General features: G+C 40.3%; 21 protein-coding genes. 8 read left to right on the top strand and 13 right to left on the bottom strand.

Annotation, left to right across the window (positions count from 1 at the left end; translation table 11 throughout):
• Positions 1-12: 12 nt before the first annotated feature.
• The gene (locus WG989_RS14265; protein WP_340430305.1) at positions 13-777 is read left to right on the top strand and encodes a C40 family peptidase; all 765 of its coding nucleotides are present in this window, start codon (positions 13-15) and stop codon (positions 775-777) included.
• Positions 778-874: 97 nt separating this feature from the next.
• On the opposite strand, the gene WG989_RS14270 is transcribed toward WG989_RS14265, so the two are convergent.
• The 3 genes from WG989_RS14270 to WG989_RS14280 form a co-directional block, all read right to left on the bottom strand.
• Positions 875-1,285 carry a sulfite exporter TauE/SafE family protein gene (locus WG989_RS14270; protein ID WP_340430307.1) on the bottom strand — a complete coding sequence of 137 codons (411 nt, stop codon included), beginning with the start codon at positions 1,283-1,285 and terminating at the stop codon, positions 875-877.
• 6 nt (positions 1,286-1,291) lie between these two features.
• Entirely contained in the window at positions 1,292-1,840 is a 549-nt protein-coding gene (locus tag WG989_RS14275) for an inorganic diphosphatase (RefSeq protein ID WP_340430309.1), read from the bottom strand.
• A 206-nt stretch (positions 1,841-2,046) separates the two neighbouring features.
• A complete protein-coding gene (locus WG989_RS14280; protein ID WP_340430310.1) occupies positions 2,047-3,099 on the bottom strand; it encodes a hypothetical protein in 1,053 nt (350 codons plus the stop codon).
• 200 nt (positions 3,100-3,299) lie between these two features.
• Here WG989_RS14280 and WG989_RS14285 point away from each other — a divergent pair, with 200 nt between their 5' ends.
• Positions 3,300-3,773, top strand: a complete 474-nt coding sequence (locus WG989_RS14285; protein ID WP_340430311.1) for a hypothetical protein — start codon at positions 3,300-3,302, stop codon at positions 3,771-3,773.
• Between the two features lie 3 nt (positions 3,774-3,776).
• Here WG989_RS14285 and WG989_RS14290 read toward each other — a convergent pair whose 3' ends face one another.
• A complete protein-coding gene (locus WG989_RS14290) occupies positions 3,777-5,042 on the bottom strand; it encodes an exo-beta-N-acetylmuramidase NamZ family protein (protein WP_340430313.1) in 1,266 nt (421 codons plus the stop codon).
• Between the two features lie 101 nt (positions 5,043-5,143).
• Here WG989_RS14290 and WG989_RS14295 point away from each other — a divergent pair, with 101 nt between their 5' ends.
• On the top strand, positions 5,144-5,596 hold the full coding sequence (locus WG989_RS14295; protein WP_340430314.1) for an FKBP-type peptidyl-prolyl cis-trans isomerase: 453 nt from the start codon (positions 5,144-5,146) through the stop codon (positions 5,594-5,596).
• A 224-nt stretch (positions 5,597-5,820) separates the two neighbouring features.
• Here the strand turns inward: WG989_RS14295 and WG989_RS14300 are convergent, their stop codons facing one another.
• Together WG989_RS14300 and WG989_RS14305 are read right to left on the bottom strand one after the other, a co-directional pair.
• Complete coding sequence (locus WG989_RS14300; protein WP_340430315.1) at positions 5,821-6,366, bottom strand: hypothetical protein; 546 nt, start codon at positions 6,364-6,366, stop codon at positions 5,821-5,823.
• Between the two features lie 68 nt (positions 6,367-6,434).
• On the bottom strand, positions 6,435-7,283 hold the full coding sequence (locus WG989_RS14305; protein ID WP_340430318.1) for a CPBP family intramembrane glutamic endopeptidase: 849 nt from the start codon (positions 7,281-7,283) through the stop codon (positions 6,435-6,437).
• A gap of 60 nt (positions 7,284-7,343) precedes the next feature.
• Between WG989_RS14305 and pepT the strand changes: the two genes are divergently transcribed.
• Positions 7,344-8,594, top strand: coding sequence for a peptidase T (pepT, locus tag WG989_RS14310; RefSeq protein WP_340430320.1), 1,251 nt, complete (start codon positions 7,344-7,346; stop codon positions 8,592-8,594).
• A gap of 7 nt (positions 8,595-8,601) precedes the next feature.
• Here pepT and WG989_RS14315 read toward each other — a convergent pair whose 3' ends face one another.
• Positions 8,602-9,117: a hypothetical protein gene (locus WG989_RS14315; RefSeq protein ID WP_340430321.1), complete on the bottom strand. Its 516-nt coding sequence runs from the start codon at positions 9,115-9,117 to the stop codon at positions 8,602-8,604.
• A gap of 63 nt (positions 9,118-9,180) precedes the next feature.
• The gene (locus WG989_RS14320; protein ID WP_340430324.1) at positions 9,181-9,561 is read right to left on the bottom strand and encodes a hypothetical protein; all 381 of its coding nucleotides are present in this window, start codon (positions 9,559-9,561) and stop codon (positions 9,181-9,183) included.
• A 92-nt stretch (positions 9,562-9,653) separates the two neighbouring features.
• On the opposite strand from WG989_RS14320, the gene WG989_RS14325 reads away from it, so the two are divergent.
• A complete protein-coding gene (locus WG989_RS14325; RefSeq protein ID WP_340430325.1) occupies positions 9,654-10,580 on the top strand; it encodes an SPFH domain-containing protein in 927 nt (308 codons plus the stop codon).
• Positions 10,581-10,643: 63 nt separating this feature from the next.
• On the opposite strand, the gene WG989_RS14330 is transcribed toward WG989_RS14325, so the two are convergent.
• Together WG989_RS14330 and WG989_RS14335 are read right to left on the bottom strand one after the other, a co-directional pair.
• Complete coding sequence (locus WG989_RS14330) at positions 10,644-10,955, bottom strand: DUF202 domain-containing protein (protein WP_340430326.1); 312 nt, start codon at positions 10,953-10,955, stop codon at positions 10,644-10,646.
• A gap of 96 nt (positions 10,956-11,051) precedes the next feature.
• On the bottom strand, positions 11,052-11,645 hold the full coding sequence (locus WG989_RS14335) for a c-type cytochrome (RefSeq protein ID WP_340430327.1): 594 nt from the start codon (positions 11,643-11,645) through the stop codon (positions 11,052-11,054).
• Between the two features lie 317 nt (positions 11,646-11,962).
• Here WG989_RS14335 and WG989_RS14340 point away from each other — a divergent pair, with 317 nt between their 5' ends.
• Positions 11,963-12,595 (top strand): C40 family peptidase, encoded by a 633-nt coding sequence (locus tag WG989_RS14340; protein ID WP_340430329.1) that lies wholly within the window; start codon positions 11,963-11,965, stop codon positions 12,593-12,595.
• A 3-nt stretch (positions 12,596-12,598) separates the two neighbouring features.
• Here the strand turns inward: WG989_RS14340 and WG989_RS14345 are convergent, their stop codons facing one another.
• Together WG989_RS14345 and WG989_RS14350 are read right to left on the bottom strand one after the other, a co-directional pair.
• Positions 12,599-13,996, bottom strand: a complete 1,398-nt coding sequence (locus WG989_RS14345) for a sensor histidine kinase (RefSeq protein WP_340430332.1) — start codon at positions 13,994-13,996, stop codon at positions 12,599-12,601.
• Positions 13,997-14,112: 116 nt separating this feature from the next.
• A complete protein-coding gene (locus tag WG989_RS14350; RefSeq protein ID WP_340430334.1) occupies positions 14,113-14,541 on the bottom strand; it encodes a nucleoside 2-deoxyribosyltransferase in 429 nt (142 codons plus the stop codon).
• A gap of 422 nt (positions 14,542-14,963) precedes the next feature.
• Between WG989_RS14350 and WG989_RS14355 the strand changes: the two genes are divergently transcribed.
• A complete protein-coding gene (locus WG989_RS14355) occupies positions 14,964-17,369 on the top strand; it encodes a TonB-dependent receptor domain-containing protein (RefSeq protein ID WP_340430336.1) in 2,406 nt (801 codons plus the stop codon).
• Between the two features lie 17 nt (positions 17,370-17,386).
• On the opposite strand, the gene WG989_RS14360 is transcribed toward WG989_RS14355, so the two are convergent.
• Positions 17,387-17,884 carry a deoxycytidylate deaminase gene (locus WG989_RS14360; protein WP_340430338.1) on the bottom strand — a complete coding sequence of 166 codons (498 nt, stop codon included), beginning with the start codon at positions 17,882-17,884 and terminating at the stop codon, positions 17,387-17,389.
• Positions 17,885-18,307: 423 nt separating this feature from the next.
• On the opposite strand from WG989_RS14360, the gene WG989_RS14365 reads away from it, so the two are divergent.
• On the top strand, positions 18,308-20,326 hold the full coding sequence (locus tag WG989_RS14365; protein WP_340430340.1) for a T9SS type A sorting domain-containing protein: 2,019 nt from the start codon (positions 18,308-18,310) through the stop codon (positions 20,324-20,326).
• Positions 20,327-20,416 lie beyond the last annotated feature (90 nt).

The following is a 20,416-nucleotide window of genomic DNA, read 5'->3' on the forward strand; positions in this document are numbered from 1 at the left end:
AATGTTTTTCAAATGAATAACGCCCTTTGTGTTGTTCCGGTTGCCCCACTCCGTAAGGAGCCCCGGCATGAAGCGGAAATTACATCCCAATTATTATTTGGCGAAGCCGTAGAACTGCTGGCATCCCATGGCGAATGGGTTGAACTGGTTTGCCTCTACGACGGTTATACGGGTTATTGTATGCGGAACCAACTCACCGAAGTAAGCGAAGCGATTGCGTTGCAGGATCAGGTTGCATTGGTGAGTACATGGAGTGGGGTAATGATGGTGAATGATCTTCCCATGCATGTGCCTTTTGGCAGTGCAGTTCCGGGTTTACAAAACGGCGAAGCCATGTGGGGCGACACGAAAATAAAAAGCAGCAGTAAGTTGGTAATGGAAGGAGCGCATGTGTTTGATGAAGAGAGTATTCGTCAGTTGGCTTTTACGTATTTGAATTCAGCTTATCTCTGGGGCGGACGTTCGGTGTTTGGAATTGATTGCAGCGGATTTGTACAGGGGCTGATGCGCTTTGTTGGAAAGAAAATGCCACGTGATGCTGCACATCAGTCGATGATGGGAGAAGATCTTGGATTTTTACAGGAAGCCCGTTGCGGCGATCTTGTTTTTTTTGATAATGAAGAAGGGAAAATCATTCATGTTGGCCTGTTGCTGAACGATCATGAAATTGTACATGCAGCAGGTAAAGTGCGTGTTGATAATATCGATGGTGCAGGAATTCTTCATAGCCAAACGGGTGAGCGAACGCATCGGCTCCGGGTGATAAAGAGAGTGTAAGAATGCTACGAGCTAATAGCTTCGAGCTGTGAGCGAATAGAAGAAACTCTTGTGCAATAATCATCATTTGCATCATTCACTATCACATCATCAACGGTCAACTCTTGAACCAACCGACTACAACTTTCTCCCAGCCAATCATTTTAAACGCCGTATAAAATAAAAGAATCGCAAAAAATTTCTTCACTGTTTCCTGTGGTAAACTCAAACTCCACTTACTGCCGAAGTAACTTCCCACTACAAATCCAATTGCCAGTAATCCCACTACTTTAAAATCAACATGGCCTGCTTTGTAATAATTCATCATACCAAACAAAGCAACGGGTAATACCAATAAGCCCAATGAAGTGCCTTGAGCTGAGTGTTGACTAAAGCCCAGAAAGTAAACCAATGCCGGCACTACAATTAAGCCACCACCTACACCCACCATGCCACCAAGAATACCTGCGGCGAGCCCAATAATGAGCACTGCAATAATGATTGTTGTATCCATTTTTTTTGTTTGCATGGTGAATTAAAGTTTCTCTCGGTATTTCTCTTTGTAAAACTCGATGGCTTCATTAATAATTTTGTAAGCCTCTTCTTTTGGTTGAAACTTATCAATTTCAACTACTTTGTTCTCCAGTACTTTGTATTGCTCAAAATATTGTTTCAGTTCATTGAAAAAATGTTCGGGCATTTCGCTTACATCCTTGATGTGTTTCACCATCGGATCGTTACTTGCTACGGCAATAATTTTATCATCATGTTCGCCTTGGTCAATCATTTGCATATTACCAATAACTGTTGCTTCTACCAAACAAAGTGGCTGAATAGCTTGCGAACACAACACTAAAATGTCCAACGGATCACTATCCTGACCAAGTGTTTGTGGAATAAAACCGTAGTTGACCGGATACATGAACGATGAATAAATCACCCGGTCGAGGCGAAGCAAACCGGTGTCTTTATCAATTTCATATTTACTGCGACTTCCTTGCGAAATTTCAATGAGTGCATTTACACGCTCAGGAGCTTTTGGACCATAATGAGCGCCATGCCAGGGATGAAGAACTGTGATCATATACTGAGTAATGAAGTGATGAGCAATTTTTTCTAATGCCGAAGTTAGGGAGTTTTTAAATGGATGGTAAAAAGAAAAGCAGTGCAAAGAAACTCTGCACTGCTTTTTCAAAACGGACAATTAATAAGGATGTTTTTTTCGATAGGAGAGAAGCAGACTTCCATGTTTTCCTGCAAATTCTTATCAAATCATTGAACTGAATCTTATCAATTTATTGGCATCAGAAACCGGTCTGATTTTAAGGTCAATTTATTGTTTGATGCCGTGAATAGTTTGTTTAAATTGTAATAAGGAATGATTTTGGTTCCATGTGTGCTATGTAGTGTTCCGTCTGGTTGTTTAAATTCCAGTATAACATCAATTCGCTCCACCTTCCATGCATCCATAAAGAAATTCGGAGAATAATAAACATCAATTATAAGACCTGAGCGGGTTATTCTGTTAAGTGAAACCTCATCTGGCATATAATCTGCTTCCTTTCCGTTGCCACAAGGATAGTAGATCATACCCGCAGGCACTGTTACATTGCTATTTGCTTTGAACTCGTATTTCAGGTCAGATTGTTGACCATTTGTGCTGCCAATTAAAGAAGGGTTGCTGCTCTCGTACAAAGAAGCTGCTCCTGGTATTGAGCAATTTATTGAAACCATTGATGGTGCTTCTTTACTGTCATTGCCTGTATAAAAAATCAGCTTCGTGGAAATAAGATAATATTCTTCATAATCAGTTCTATCGCATCTGAAGTTTTTCACCGGTGGATTTTTTGTGGCCGATGGCGGAGGCGTGGTAGAAGTTGTGTTATTCGTAGTTGGTGGTTGCACATTTGTTTGAGTAATGCGAGTAGTATTTTGAATGGTTGAAGTTTTTAAAGAGGTGGTGCTTTGTTTTGAAACAACCCATATTCCTTGGCCTTTTACGTTTGCCCCGGCACCTAACGTACATGTAAGTTTATTGCTTGGGGCATCAAAAGAACCGGAAAAGGAATATGTTTCATTATTGCTGAACTGTTTAAAGGTTCCTTCTATAGTATTGTTGTTAATTACATATTTCCCCTTGGCAGCAGATCCCATAATAAATTCTCCAGTGGCAGTTAGTTCAAAGTTTACTGCTTGAGTTCGTTGGCCCAGATCGTTTGTTTGCACGCCCGTCCAAATTCCTGCGAAAGATATTGAAGTATTGGTGGGGAGAGTCTTGATAGTGGTAATTTGGGCATGTGCCGAACTGAACAGAAGGGCAGAAAGTACAAGTATCTTTTTCATGTGCTTCATTTTAGTAAACAAATATATTTATAAACACAAGGGTGAGGTATCCCTGAAAACGATGATATTCCGAAGGAAAAATCCTGTAAAAAGGGGAGGCGCATTTATAAAACAGATGATTTTTTTGTAGAGTGACAGTTAGCGTATATGCTAAATTTAAAACAACAGAAATTGTTCTTTAATTATACATTAGCGTAACCATGAAATGGATATTTTGGATAATGTTGTTTAGCGTTCCTGTTGCAAGTTTGGCACAGGACACTGTTCAACCTATTAAACTGTTAGAATCACAAAAAACACGTCTTTTATCATCAGCTTCTATTGCGAAATTACCTGTAACAACTTCGCAAAGGATCTATGGGCGTATTCATCACTTTCTTGATTCAATGGTTGCTACCGCCGATAAAAGCGCTCTATTTATAAAAAAAATCAAAACAGGCGTTTCTGAAATTCTGAATGAATTTTGGAAGGCCGGTTTTTTATTGGGCGATAAAACAAGCAACTCTTTTTATGTGATCTGTGGTGCGCAAACTATGACTGCAAAAGATATCGCAGAGGGAAGGTTAGTGATTATTGTTGGATATGCTTTAACTAAAATTGGCGAGTTTGAAATCAAACGCTTTGAACGAATGTTGATCAATAAAACTCCATTGCAATACGCTTCCAATTTTTGAGGGTTATTCAAAATCTTTATAGATCAAATGCCGTTTCCGTATTGCTTTAAATTTCTGTAAGCCCGGCTCCCAACTTTTGCGAATTTCTTCTTCTGTTTTTCCTTCTTTGATTTGTTGCATCAACGTACTGTTGCCGGCCAGTTTATTAAAGAAAAAATCAACGGGTTTGCCACTGGCTGGCGCAAGAAAGAATTCATCTTTTTTCGGAAAAAGTTGATAAGCTTCCAGTAGCCATTTCACCTGTACTTTACTTCCTGCGGTATAAAATACTTTGTCCTTTGGTCCGCTCAAATCCCAGCCATAACATAGCTGATCTTTCAGCTTCGGATCTTTTGCGCCATCTCTGCTGCGTGGTGTAAACGATTTTAATGTTTTCGGTAATAAGGGATGTCCGAATATCTGAAATGGAATATTCGTGCCACGCCCTTCACTCAACACAGTGCCTTCAAAAAAACAAGTGGAAGGGTAGAGGTAAATGGATTGAATGTCGGGTAAGTTGGGTGAAGGTTTGATGGGCAGTTCGTATTTTGTATTATGTGTGTAATTGTTGCAGGGAATTACGCTTAATTCAAACTTGCCATGCTTGCCTGCAATTTCATACAATCTCGGATCGATCCATTCTTCATCAAAGATCATTTGTGCATATTCGCCAATCGTCATACCATACACGATCGGGATGGGCTGCATACCTACAAATGATTTGTATGCAGGTTCAAGCACAGGGCCATCAACATAATGTCCATTGGGGTTTGGACGATCCAGCACGATCATATACTTGCCATATTCCATTGCCGCTTCCATGTAATATTCCAGCGATGAAATGAATGTATAAAACCGCACACCTACATCCTGTATATCAAACAGCATCACATCCACATCTTTGAGATCTTCTTTGGATGGTTTGCGTTTGCTGCCGTATAACGATATTACTTGAATGCCTGTTTTTGGATCTTTGTAATTGCCGATTTTTTCACCGGCATCTGCCGTACCACGAAAACCATGTTCCGGTCCAAAGATCACTTTGATGTTTACGCCCAGTTTTCGCAACGTATCCACCAGGTGTGTTTTGCCAACAATTGAAGTTTGATTTGCAAAGATGGCAACGCCTTTACCTTTCAACAAATGCAGGTATTGCCCCATATTTTCGGCACCGGTCTGGAATTCCCTGTTTTTGATGGAACCACGGTTGTAGCCGGATCGTTTGTTTTTTTGTTGCGCCTGGGCCATCAACACCGCCGAAAAAGCCAATAATAATAGGAGTTGCTTCATTACAAGTGGTTTGTAGCTCAAAGTTGCACAAATAGTGCGGTAAAAAAAATTTATTGGCAGGGCTGGCATTTGCCAGTAATTTTGGCGGAAATTTTAAAATTATGCAGCAGGCAAAAAAAGGTGATACCGTACGTGTGCATTACACCGGTAAATTGACAACAGGTGAGCAGTTTGATTCAAGTGCGGGTCGTGAGCCGCTTGAGTTTGAAGTGGGTGCCGGTATGATGATCAAAGGATTTGATGATGCCGTGGTAGGTATGGTTATCGGAGATAAAAAAACAATCAACATTCCTCCTAATGAGGCATATGGCGAACGCAATGAGCAAATGATCATTGAGTTTCCACGTACAAATTTCCCCGACGATATGACGCCGGAAATTGGGATGCAGTTAATGATGAACAACAGTGCCGGTCAGCAATTTCCTGTTACCATTACAGAAGTACAGGAAGAAATTGTAGTGTTGGATGCAAATCATATGTTGGCGGGTAAAGAATTGGTGTTTGATATTGAAATGGTCGAGATCGATTCCAAAGGATTGATCATTATGCCGTAATACAGTTGTAAATTTTGAGTTGTGAGCCTGGCATCGTTTCGTTGATCAGCTTCAAAGGCGTCGCACTCTTGTACATAAGTTCAATTGGCAGCAATTAAAAAAAACGGTTCGCATTTTGCGAACCGTTTTTTGTTGAATAGAATTCAGCTTGTACAAGAGTGCGACGCCAACACAGCAACATAATTGCACTGTTGCCAGTAACCACAATTTACAACTCAAAAAAACTACTTCCTCCTCATCCACCATCCCAACCATAATCCAATCAATCCCCAGGAGACAATAGCATCAACGAAGTATGCAGTAATATCATGCATTGGATACCAGATATGCCCTGTATAAACAGTATGGGTAAACGAAATAATGCCGATCAGAATACTGGAAATGAAGTAGGTGCCGAAACTTTGCGTACTCATTTTTGAAAAGATCCATACAAGAAAGCAAACAATAATGATATCAGCCAATGCGCCACGGGCCATATTCATACCCATGTTCATGTTCCAGGCTTTGTAATAACTAAGTCGTGCCCATGGTTTGCCTTCCACTTCTTTCATGAACTTTTCCATTTCTTCCGATGAATTTTCGTTTTGAAGACGGGGCATGTAATAGGTGCCTTCTTCTAAACCGGTGCTGTTGAGAAACTGCAGAATACTGTCTTGCTTTGAGGTGTATTCCTGTCCTTTGTCATGAAGATTAGCAATTGCGAAAGAAACTGTTTGCCATGCAAACAGTAAAATGCCGCCTACAAGGCCGCCAATAAGAATCTTCTTCATGTTCGTTGGTTTTGATGAAGTAGTAAAGTAGACAAACTGTTTACTAATTGCAAGCCGCTTATCAACAATTATTCAACAGTTCCATTGTACTTGCGTTGGAACAGATTGAATAAAACAAGCGTCATCAATGCCATGGTAAATGTAGCCAGCCACGAAGCTTCCAAACCAAAGTCGCCACCCGTAAGTAATATCGAACCTTTGATATTTTGTTCGAGCAGTGTTGGAAGTTCCAATCCACTCACTTCAAAACCCAATACAGGGCCCTGGAAAAAGTTCCAGCTGAAATGAAAAAAGATCGCAAACCAAAGATTGCGTGTGTAGATATAATTGCAGCCAAGCAATACGCCGGCAATAAAAATATTGATGAATGCAATGAGATTAAAGTTGGGATTGAGAGAATGAAATCCTGCAAACAATAATGCCGATGTAAACAGCGCTGCCTGTTTGGGCATCGATTGCATCAGGTTGTTTAAAATGTACCCACGAAACACCATTTCTTCAGCAATACTTACAACCATCATGATCACTGTTACCAATACAAGATCGGGCAATTGTACTTCTGCAAAGAACCATTGCAGCAGTCCCATGCTCCATAAAACAGTTGCCATTACAGTAATGAGTAAAATGCCGGTAAGAAAACCTGCAGCCCGTTCATTTCCAAAACCGTCCCACGTAAAACCGAGGCTTTTGAACGATCTGCGGTCAAATACTTTCCGGAAGGTGGAAACTAATACCAACGCAATAAAAAAATTAAGCAGAATGCTGCTGTAAAAGAGTGTTTCGTTGTTTTCATTCAGTCCCAGCAGTACGATCAATAATCCAAGTATGCTGTTGCCGAAGAAAATAAACAACAAGAAAGCGATCATAAAAAGCAGAACCCTTAGCCAGCCTTTTTGTACCACAGGAGATGTTTGCATGCAGTTGGTTTTGGTATGTGCGATGAAACGCTGTTATTTTACAACTTCAAAAATAAGCGTATGGCAGTAGAAAACAAGTTTGGAGCAGCAGGTCGGTTGATGCGTTATGTACAGATCGATACACAGAGTGATCCGGAAAGCAACAGTTCGCCTACAACGGAGAAGCAAAAAGAGCTTTCCAAACTATTAACAGCGGAATTGCTGGCAATGGGAATTGAAGATGCCCACATGGATGAGTACGGATATGTATACGCAACCATTCCTCCCACAACCGACAAAGATGTGCCGGTTGTTTGTTTTTGCAGTCATGTTGATACCGCACCTGATTGCAGCGGCACCAATGTAAAACCAATTCTGCATCAGAATTATAATGGAGAAGACATTGTGTTGCCCGATGATCCTACGCAGATCATCAGTTTATCTAAATACAGTTATCTCAAACAACATATCGGCAAAGATATTATTACAGCCAGCGGTAATACATTGTTAGGTGCTGATGATAAAGCAGGTGTAGCCATTATAATGAGTATGGCCAATTATCTAGTGCAACATCCTGAAGTAAAACACGGTACAATTAAACTATTGTTTACACCCGATGAAGAAGTAGGAAAAGGTACCGACAAAGTTGATCTCAAAAAATTAGGAGCAACCGTTGCTTATACTTTGGATGGTGGCGAGCTGGGTACCTTGGAAGATGAAACGTTTAGTGCAGATGGCGTAAAGATCATTGTGCATGGCGTAAGTGCACATCCCGGTTATGCAAAAGGAATTCTGGTGAATGCATTAAAGATCGCCGGAGAAATTTTAACGGCTCTTCCAAAAACAGAGTGGAGTCCTGAAACAACAACAAAACGGGAAGGATTTGTACATCCGCTTAGTATCAATGGCATTGCTGAAAAGGCAACTATTGAATTCATTGTCCGGGATTTTACCGTAGAAGGTTTATTGGCCCACGAAGCAAAACTCAAAGCTATTGCAGAAGGTATACTGAAACAATATTCAAACTGTACCATGGAGTTTGTGGTGAAGGAACAATACCGTAACATGAAACAGATACTGGATCAGCATCCCGAAATAGTTGCCAATGCAGTGGAAGCTTACCAACGGTGTGGCTTAACCGTAGTAAAAGAGCCGATCCGTGGCGGAACCGACGGCAGCCGTTTAAGTTATATGGGATTGCCTTGCCCGAATTTATTTACAGGTATGCAGGCCATTCACAGCAAACACGAATGGATCGGCGTATACGACATGGAACAAAGTGCTGCCATGTTAGTACAGTTGGTGCAAGTGTGGGAAGAGAAAGCTGGTTAATTTATTTTTACCAACCCCATCCCCAGGCACTAAACACAATAACGAGATACGCAATAACAAGCAGGAGGTACACAAAGCCGACTATGCTTAAAATGAGGCCTATTTTCGCAAGTGTTTTGTTACTTGGTTCTAAAGTGCCGGGCGCTAATTTCTCTTTGTTTAATGCATTGTTTGAAAAAATGAAACCGGGGATTGACAGTAATGGAAATATTACTAAGGAAGCTATTCCGAATGCAAAACCAAGAACGGCTTTCGTGTTTGTCTTTTTCTGATCAGGATCTGTATTGGGAAGAGTTGTATAATACCAGAGGCCAAGCCGCTCCATCAACTTCAATTTTCTACCCAGCTTTTTTTCTGTGGCTTTGCGAACACTTTTGAACGACGCCGGTTTTTCGTTTCTTGTAACGGGTTCGTTAACGGTTTCAGTTGTTACAACAGACGCAGCAAGAGGAGCCGATGTAAATGCGTTGCTTTCAAATACAACTGCAAGTGAAAGAAAAAAGCTGAGCAGTGCAATTTTCATATAATGATATTTTATGCAAATTAGCCGAAAAATGAAATGAAGCGTTTATTACGGAAGCTTCTTTTACATTTTTACAAAATTACTTTCCGGTTTCTCTTCGGGCCAAATGCGGATACCCCAGTAAATAGGATAGGCAATCGTACTTACAAAAATGAAAAGTAGTACCCAAATGATCCGTTCTTCATTCTTTACCCGTTTGTTGTTAATGGTATGGATAATAAAATAGATCATGAGTGCCAGTTGCACAAACACCAGAATGATGATAGATGCTATAAAGCCCATCATATTGCCGAAGAAAAACTCAGGGGGCACATCGCCATGCTCCTGTTCCATACGAAGTATTTCAGGAAAAAGTGTTGCAAAGAAATAAATCATAAATACGGCAGCCGACACAAGGGGCAGAAAGGCAAGTATGCCGATAATTACTTTTTTTGAGCGTGACATGATGGTTGTTTTCAGAAAGATACTGAATCTTCTGTCGGTTTTTCATCCGTTTATCAAATGGAATATGGTAATTTGTAATAAATTTTACAACTATGGATTTTCTTGCTAATTATTGGTTTGTTCTTGTTATCCTGATTATTTTCTTTGGCGGATTGTACACTGTTAACCAGGGTACAATTGCTGTGGTAACCATGTTCGGCAAATACCGCCGGGTTGCCGGGCCGGGTTTAAAATTTAAAATACCATTGGTGGAGCAGGTGTTTCGTAGAATCAGTATTCAGAACCGTTCAGTGGAACTGGAGTTTCAGGCAGTAACCGTTGATCAGGCAAATGTGTATTTCAAAAGCATGTTGTTGTACAGCGTACAAAATGCAGATGAAGAAACCATCAAAAAAGTAGCGTTTAAATTTTTTAGTGATAAGGATCTGATGCAGGCGTTGGTAAGAACCATTGAAGGAAATATTCGCAGCTATGTTGCTACCAAGCGCCAGGCAGAAATTCTGGGTCAGCGTCGTGAGATCGTTGATTATGTAAAAGCAGAGATCGATCATTCATTGGAAGAGTGGGGTTACCATTTACAGGATTTGCAGATCAATGATATTACATTCGATCAGGTGATCATGGAAAGTATGAGCAGGGTAGTAGCCAGTCATAATTTAAAAGCAGCAGCTGAAAACGAAGGACAGGCATTGCTCATCACCAAAACAAAAGGTGCTGAAGCAGAAGGTAATGCCATCAAAATTTCGGCAGAAGCAGAACGTGAAGCCGCCCGTTTGCGTGGACAAGGTGTAGCACTTTTCCGTCAGGAAGTAGCCAAGGGTATGACGGAAGCAGCGGAGCAAATGAAACAAGCCAATCTTGATACCAATGTGATCCTTTTCAGTATGTGGACTGAAGCGGTGAAGAACTTTGCAGAATATGGAAAAGGGAATATTATTTTCTTAGATGGCAGTGCAAGTGGAATGGAAGCAACCATGAAGCAGATACAGGCGCTGATGGTGAAGCAGGCAGGTCAGTAAGTAACAGCTATTTATTTCAAAGGGGTCAGCAAACTTTGCTGACCCCTTTTTTATTTGATGTGATCAATTCAGATAATCAACCTTGTAATTGCCAATATTCTTTTCGCTGTCATCAATCATTTTCTTTTGACGGAAATAATTAATAATACCTGTAACAAATAATCCAAACGAAGCGACGAAAAAAGAAATTTCAAAGATGTAACTGTGTTCAAGTTTAAGCAGGCTGTTGATACTTAAACCTGCGATGAGAAAATACAGAGCCGTGCGTACAAACGAAAGCAGTGTTGTTTGATTCGCCATTTTTGTACGTTGAATGGCGAGCCGTTCCCGAAGTATAAGATCTTTATTGAGGCTCTTTTCAACTGTTTCATTCATAGAATAAATATATCAAAATAATATTCAGCAGTGGTTATGTTCTCTCACTTTGTGATATAAAAAAAGCCGACTTATAGTCGGCTTTTTTTGCTTCCGTTACATTGGCGGCGGAGGATTTATGATCGCCGTTGGCACTACATTCTTAACCGGTGATGTTGATTTAAGAAAAGCAAATACTTTACTGATCTCTTCATCCGTTAAATTTTTGTACGCTTCCCATGGCATAGGCGGTAAGATGGGTCTTGTGTTATCCAATCCTTTATACTTTCCCTCACGGAGTACTTTTTTAAACTGCTCTTCGCTCCACATGCCAATACCGGTTGAATCGCTGCTGATATTGCCTGCAAACGATTGCCCCCAAGGGCCGATAATAGAAGTGAAATCAGGTGCAAACAATGCCCAGCCTGCTTTTACTGTTTTTTCATCGTAAGGAGGAAGTTGCGTCCCTGCCTGATGACCGCCGAACCGAAGCTCAGGAATTATTTCAGGGCCTTTCGGTCCCATACGTTTGGGTGAATGACAGATCTCACAGTCGAGAGCTGCAACTAAGCGTTGCCCTTCTTTGATGTTGTCTTCAGCGCTTGGAGCTGTGGGAGTAGTTGCTGTTGTTTCGGTTGCCTCGTTGTTACAGGCATTGATGAATAAATAGCAGAGCAATACAGCTGCTGCAATTTTGAATGAATAGCGCATGATTGGTTGTTTGGGTTTATGGTGATGCCAGCGTGTAGCCGACGTTAATTACAATTGATGGGCCTTGTCAACCTCTGCTTAGTGCGGACTATTCTGGTATAGTGTGCATTTCGATTGTTAAAATAATCGCTTCTTTTAAGAATTCATAACTTTTCGGTAATTGATTGTTCACAACTAAAAAGCCTGCGTGTTACACGTATGTAAAAAAGGTGCTCTTTGATCGCAATCAGTACTATTGAGGTTGTTCTTTTAAAGACATGGATTCAAGCTATGGGAAATAGAAACTCAATTGAACCGGGAAAGGATTACCTTGATCTGTGCTACGTACCATCTTTGTATTTCATTTCATCGCTTTTCTTTGTTATGCTATTGGCAGTTGTAGCTATTTTACAAGCAATGATACATTGGTTGAAAGTGATAGTGATTCCGTTGTTATCATTGAACCTTTACCTGGAGAGATAGCAAATGATACAACCATTTTTGATCCTGTTATAGTTAGGAATGATGCCGATAAGTCAGCTGATACAGTAGAGGAAGTGTCGCCGGAACAACTGTTGGCTTATGCTAAAACTTTAATTGGTACGACCTACAAATATGCTTCCATTGATCCCGCTGAAGGGTTAGACTGTTCCGGGTTCATCACCCATGTATTCAATCATTTTTCAATACAAGTGCCACGATCGTCAATTGATTTTACAAATTATGGAATAAACATCAGCACGGTTGAAGCAAAACCAGGCGATTTGATCTTATTTACCGGTACCGACACGTTGGTTGAAGTAGTTGGCCATATGGGTATTGTTTCAGCAGTTGGCGATGAGTTGTTGGAATTTATACATTCAACGTCGGGTAAGGCCTTTGGCGTAACCATCACTACTTTAAATGAACATTACAGAAAGCGTTTTGTAAAAGTGATCCGCATCCCTTACATACCTACTGCGGATTTATAACGATCAGGCAGGTTTTGCAACGGAGAAAAAGAAATTACTTCCTCTACCGGGTTCTGATGTAAGCCAGATATCGCCGCCATGACGTTCAGCAATTTTTTTACACAAGGCTAAACCAATTCCTGTTCCCTTATGCGTTGTATTACTGTGCAGGCGCTGAAACATGCCGAATATTTTTTCGTAATATTTTGGATCAATTCCCTGGCCATTATCTTTTACAGAAAAGATCCAATGGGTGTTTGTAGTTGTTGCAGAGATATGGATTTGCGGTGCTGCTTCATTTCTGTATTTGATCGCATTGCCAACCAGGTTTTGGAATAGCTGCAGCATCTGCATTTTGTTTGCTTTGATCGTTGGCAATTCAGAAAAGAAAATACCTGCTCCCGGTTCTTGCAGATCTTCTCGAAATGTTTTTTGAATATCTTCCAATACACCCGTAACGAGTACATCGCTGTAAGCAACGGTACTGCTGCTTGTTCGTGAATATTCAAGCAAGTCGTTGATCAACACTTTCATTCTGTTAGCGCCATCAACAGCATAATGAATATACGATTGGGCTTTTTCATCCAACTGTCCATCATATCGTTTTTGCAGCAATCCCATATAGGCCGATACCATCCGGAGAGGTTCCTGCAGATCATGTGAAGCTGCATAGGTAAACTGCTCCAGCTCTTTATTGGTAGCATTGAGTTCTGTATTTTTTGCGGTTAATGCTTTTTCAGCAGCGATCTGATTGTTCAGCATTTTTACAGTAAACACAGCGATCACGCTTAAGAGTAAAAGGATCAAAAAGATATTTACAAACAGCAGATATCCGTTGATATCTCTGGCGGTTTCACCAAGTGCATTTGAAAAAGCACTTTCTTTTTCTGATAATTGCGATGAAATGTAGTTGATCTCTTTTACATTGTTCAACCGTGCATCTGCTGAAAGTTTCTCGCCCTGAATTTGTAAATGAATATTCTCACCAATTGTATCGAGTTTATTGATCAGCGGTTCAGCCGATGCCCAGATGTCAATAGCCCGTTTCATAAACGATACATTATTGAACGTTTTGAACAGCCATATCATATTTGGAATATCGCTGATGTTATTTCTTCCCGTAAGAAAGCCTTGTTTTGCAATTTCGTCTTCTTTGTTTGCCAGCATACTGTTGCGTGCAATATTGTCTCCTTTTGGTACAGCGATCGCTTTTTTAAATGCATGCCAATAAGCAATGTTTTCTGATTCAACATAAGTGACCAGGTATAGTGTTGCATCTTTTTGCCCTTTGGAATACTCCGATTCGCCGTTTATATAGGCCCTTACAGCCGACAGCACTTTTATGGTGTAATAATTAGTAACAATCAACAATAGTGAAACGAGGAGAATGGTCAGCAACAACAAAAATTTCTGTTTCTTCATATTGGTTTGATAGCAAACCTCAAGATAAGTGTAATCCTGAATTGATGCAACAGCAACATGCATTTTCCAGACATTGTTTGTCCTTTATTCAGAATACTAGTAGAAAGTACTTAGAGTTAGTTGCTATGCGGCGTTGAAACAGTTACAGGCGCAATAATTTCCTTGATGATGAGGTCAAGCTGTTGTTGCAGATCGTCTGCACTTTTATAAATGATCCTGTAATCGCTGATGCCTGAAAGAGTGGTGGAATGTTCTGCTTCTTTATGACGGATATAAACAATTGGTTTGTTCAATGCTTTTGCATAACCGGCTTCAATGCCAATACCAATTCCTTTGTGTGAAGTTTCTGCAATGAGTAACTGGCAGTGGTCTAATTCGGAAATAGCAGCCGCCATCATTTCTTCTTCCTGGGTTGTATCAAATTTATAATGATCTACAAATACAAATGGTTCAATACTCAACTCATCCAGCACGCTAACGATAGCTGTAAGTGCGGTGTTTAAGCTTTGCCTTTTGTGATAGCTGATGGAAATATAGGCTTTCATGCATTCGCAATTTAAGCATTGTGTTTCATTTGGGGAGCAGCGAATTTTCCACGGGGTACAACAAGTAATTCACAAAACCATCGTTAGTTTCGGATGCCGGCAATTGAAATGGATGCGGGCAGTATCATTTGGCGATCTCATGCAAGAAACGGGTGCCGGTGTCGTCAAAAAAATTTATTCTGAACAAGCAGTCGATTTTCGGAATTGAATAAAAATGGATATCCCGAAGCACGTTTCTTCAACGCTTTACATCTGTAAATGATTGATTTGTTGCAGAATGAACATATTTATAGATGTGTTGTTAGGAATGCTTACGAAAGTTAAAGTTTGCGGATGTGTAAAAAAAGCTTCCTTGTTTTTTGGGTAATTTGCCAATCCTTTTGAAAGCATGTTGTAACAGAAATGTATAAAAAAAGCGGATTATGAAGTGTTTGCCGATATTGATTCTATTGATTCATTTGACAGGAGTACTCCATGCGCAGACGAATGCAGAAAAGAATTTTCGTATCAATGGCTCTGTAACCGATGAAAAAGGGAAAGCCGTCGCACTTGCTACTGTCAGTATTTATAAAATGAGCGATTCGTCGTTCGTTTCTGCTACAGCAACAGACGAAAAAGGAAAATTTGAATTGGCTGTTGTATCAGGCATCTATTCAATTGCTGTTACCTTTTTATCATACGATGAATTAAGGGTTGATAATATTTCTGTGGATGGTAAAAATAGTAATGTTGGAAAGCTTGTTTTAAAACAGGGAGCGAAAGAAATGTCAGAGATCGTGATCACATCCGAAAAGAAGATGATGGAGTTGAAGCTGGATAAGCGGGTGTATAATGTAAATCAGGATGTAAGTAATATTGGTGCCAATGCATCGGAGATCCTTGGAAACATTCCTTCTGTTACGGTTGATGTGGATGGAAATGTGGCATTACGTGGCAGCCAGGGCGTTCGTATTTTGATTGATGGCAAACCCTCTGCTTTAACGGGTTTACGAAGTACAGATGCACTCCGTAATTTACAGGGAGCTATGATCGAACGTATAGAAGTGATCACCAACCCATCTTCCCGTTACGACGCTGCAGGCGAAACCGGGATCATCAACATCATTCTCAAAAAAAATAAAACAAGAGGTTTCAACGGAAATCTTACAGGTACTGCAGGCTTCCCTTCAAATTTCAGCGGCGCATACAGCATCAATTACCGTACACAGAAAATGAATCTGTTCTCCAGTTTTGGAAGCAACTATCGTCAGAATCCCGGCAACGGATCATCCACCCAACGAATTAACAATAGCGATACCAGCTTTATTTATAATCAAACCAACAACCGTACACGAAGAGATTTTTCGGTGAACTTTATGGCAGGGATCGATTATTATATTTCTACCAACACAACCTTTACCGGTTCTTTCTTGATCGATGGCGGCAAAGAAAATAATACAACGAATCTGTTGTATGAAAACTTCAATGAGGTTGGTTTATTAACAGGCAGTAGCTTGCGAACAGATCTTGAAACTGCGAATGAACGTGATACAGAAGTGTCGTTGAATTTAACCCGCAAGTTTCCCGGCGATCATGAACGTGAATGGATCACCGATTTTAAATGGACCAATAGTGGTGAAACGGAGAGCTCTGACTATCTGCAAACATTTTCCGATGGCAGAAAACCTTCGTTGCAACGTTCAGGAAATCCGGCTTACGAGGACAATGTGCTTTTGCAAACTGATTACATCCATGGCTTTGGGAAAGATGGAAAATTTGAAACTGGTTTGAAGGGTGCAATGCGTCGCATTACTAATGAGTTTTTAGTGGAAGGACAGGATAGTGTATCATCAGTTTGGTCGCCACTTACAGGCTTTGATAATAACATGGAATTTACGGAGCAGGTATACGCAGTGTATGGTTTGCTTGGAAATAAAGTGAAGAAGTTTTCGTATCAGCTGGGGTTACGTGCCGAGTTAACAGCCATGCGTACCGGCTTAACCAAAACCAATGAAGTAAATGAACGCACTTACTTCAATGTATTTCCATCTTCCAGTTTTTCGTATGAATTGAATGAAAAAAATACAATTCAATTCAGTTATAGTTATCGCATCAACCGACCCAATTTCAGAAACCTGACACCGTTTGCAGATTTTTCTGATCCACTCGTTTATTTTGTTGGAAACCCAAATTTGAATCCTGAGTTCACACATTCAATGGAAGCAGGTCATTTAGTTGACTGGGGTTCAGGGTCGTTACTTTCGGGTGTGTATTACCGTTATAAAACAGGTGTGGTAGAACGGATCCGCAGGGTCAAATCTGACACAAGTATTATTATTCCTGTAAATCTTTCTACACAACGGGAACTCGGACTTGAAATGACAGCTGCCATAAAGCTTGCAGAATGGTGGAGTGTAAACAGTACGGTCAATTTTTTCCGTGCAGTTGCAAATGGAAGATATGATACTACAATTCTGCAAAGCAAAACTGTTTCGTGGACAAACAGAACCACTTCTAAAATGACCTTTTTTAAAGAACTGGATTTTCAGGCATCGGTGAATTATGAATCGCCACGTGTTACTACACAAGGAAGAACGTTGGCGATCTATTCCATTGATCTGGGTTTGGTAAAAGATGTGTTTAAAGACAAAGGCACACTTACGTTTAACGTACGTGATCTGCTGAACAGTCGCAGAAGAAGATCGATCGTTGATATACCCGGCTATTATTCCAGTTCCGATTTTTTATGGCGTCCACGGCAAATGACATTGACGTTGAACTTTCGAATCAATCAACAAAAAGTACAACGTGAAGAAAAAGGAAATGATGATGGCGGATTTGAAAATTAAGATCGCTTAAAGTTTATTTATACATGCTTTTCATGAAACGACAGTTCAATGCTGTCGATCTTTGATTCCACTTTCCGGTAACTGACACCAGCTGTTCCAAGCATCCGTTTCGATGCAAGTGATGCGTCGCTCTCAGCATATTTATCCGATAGAAAGATCACTTCAGTAATGCCCGACTGTATGATGGCTTTTGCACATTCGTTACAGGGAAACAAAGCTGTATAAATTCTGCAGCCATGCAAGTCCATCCCGATATTATTTAAAATTGCATTGAGTTCTGCGTGACATACGTAGGGATATTTTGTTTGCAGAAATTCACCTTGTTTCTCCCATGGAAATTCATCATCATCGCAACCGGCCGGTAACCCGTTATAACCTGCTCCCACAATTTTATTTTTGCTGTTTACAATGCAGGCGCCAACCTGTGTGGACGGATCCTTACTTCGTTTAGCCGACAATAAGGCGACGCCCATAAAGTATTCATCCCAGGAAATATAATTGGTTCGTTTGCTCATATGTATAACTGCATTGCTTTAATAAGTTTCGCAAAAGGTGAAGGTAATATGAAACCTTGTTTTAAAATCAACAGGAAACTTCTTCGCCTGATGGTAACTGAAATTTTCACGAAAAAATTTGAATAACCCAAAGGGAAACAACTACTTACATGCTAATCGTGTTTTTACTTAGTAGTTTGTCTATTTACTTAAAACCGAATTTTACTAGTTTTACATCGAATTAGTAAGTGTTTTTATCTATCCAATCCCAATGAAAATGAATAATTCCTCAGCGTTTACCCTTATTCAGTTTCATAAGTATTTACGGGATTCGATTAAAATGAACAAACCGAAAGGTGGCTGATTACGTACGTAGAAAACCGTACAATAACCAGCAGTTCATCGTAGCAACACGTATGAATTCAGTAATTCTAATCTGTACTTATGAAACATTTTTTACCTGTAGTTATTTTTTTTGCAATCATCAGCACCGATGTTTGTGCACAACTAACAAATGGTGGCACACTCGCCAACTTTACGATTGATGCCGATACAAGAGTCGGTTACGCAAAGTCTGGTACCACAACTCTTCTCGCTTACAACAACGACGATTGGTTTTTGCCAACATCCTATCCCGGAACAGGAAAGGGCGTGATTGACACAACCGGCACATCGACTTTTCGCACCAGACTGATGGCAGGCGATAATATCTCTTTCAGCCGCCGCATGAACGTTGTGAATAACACAGTTGTTAATGGCAGAATATGGGTGGATGGGTTGTATGTAAGAGATTATTCAGGCAGCAGTGTAGGTTCAACATATACTTACGATAGCACAACCTTTGGCAATGCCGCAAAAAATGCCGACAATCCAAACACAGGATGGAATGTAGGTACTCAAACCATTCCCAGTAAAGTTGATTTGATCGACGGCTTTGCTCATTTACGCAGAGATGGCAGTTCGCCTAGTGATTCTTTGTGGATGAATTTTGGAATCACAACACTCGGCGTATTGGGTACCCGTTATTACGATATTGAGCTTTTCAAAAAATCATGCGTTTATAACAGCACAACCGGCTTATTCAGTACTGGTGGTACTGAAGGAGGGCATTCAGAATGGAAATTTAATGCCAGCGGGCAAATTATTCAAACAGGCGACTTGATTATTTCGGCTACGTTCAGCCCTGGTGCAGCACCCATATTGGATATTCGTATTTGGGTTTCTGCAACAACGCACAGTACGGTAAACCCTGCTTTCTTTAATTTTAATTCGAATTTTGATATGCCATCCGGGGGTAGTTATGGCTATGCACAAATTGTTTCAAACGCCAATACAACTGCATTTGGTGCCGGTACCTCAAACTATAGCGTATTAGGACTTACAGATACAACTTATGCCACACCATGGGGCACAACTACATTTAATGCGTCGAATACACAACGCATCTGGTCGCAAAATTTTGATCAACTTCAATTTGTTGAAACAGGAATTAATTTAACACGTATTGGTTTAGATCCTTCATTGTACACAGCATTAGGTATGGGACAATGTTCGCCCTTATTTAATTCAGTTTTCTTTAAATCAAGATCATCTGCATCGTTTACATCAAACCTGCAGGACTTTATGGGGCCTTATGATTTCGGAGCTTTGCCTGCGGCCTCAACTGTTGCAGCATCTTCTAATTTTCCGGCATTGTGTCCTAACAACCCGGTAAGTACACTTTTTGTAAATAATGCAGTGAGCTCATCCATTTATGAATGGAGTACACCTAACGGCAGCATCACTACCAATCCTGCAAGCGGCACATCAATCGACATTAATGGCCCCGGTATTTATTATGTTGCCCAGCGTTTATTCAGTGGATGCGAAGTATATGCAACAGACACAATACAGATAGTTTATTCCAGCGGAAGTTGTTCGGTTTTGCCAAGCTCTAAAATTGAGATCAACGGAACTGTAAAAGCAAATAAGGCAACAGTTAGCTGGAGAGTTGAAGATGAATTACTTTCTTTAAGTAAAAAGTTTGTGGTTGAAAGAACTATTAACAATAGTACTTATGCAACAGTTGCCGAGGTTAACGCAGAGACGGGCAAAACTGTTTATTCAATTGATGATCTTCTTTCTGCTCCTGCTGCCGGGTACAATTACCGGATAAGAATCGTTAAGAAAGATAATACCGGTGCTTATTCTTCTTCTATTCTTGTAAAAACAAAACACATGGAGAATGAAGTAAGTTTTTATCCAAACCCGGCTCAAAATGAATTGAATTATTATACAGGGACAACAGCAAAAAATGCACAGTTGGCAATCTATGATATGTCCGGCGCTATGATGCAGCAAACAATGTTTTCCGGTAATAATGTTCGATTGAATATCAGTTTACTTAAATCAGGTACATATTATTTAAAGGTGCAGCAACAGGATGGAAGCGAAGCGAAGTCGCACAAGTTTGTTAAACTCTAACTTATTCTCTGGTTGATTTACAGTTTGTTTATTTAGTTAAATGCATGAAGCCTTGTTTTTACAAGGCTTCATGCATTTAAAAGAGTTGCG

Source organism: Lacibacter sp. H407 (assembly GCF_037892605.1).
Lineage (GTDB): Bacteria > Bacteroidota > Bacteroidia > Chitinophagales > Chitinophagaceae > Lacibacter.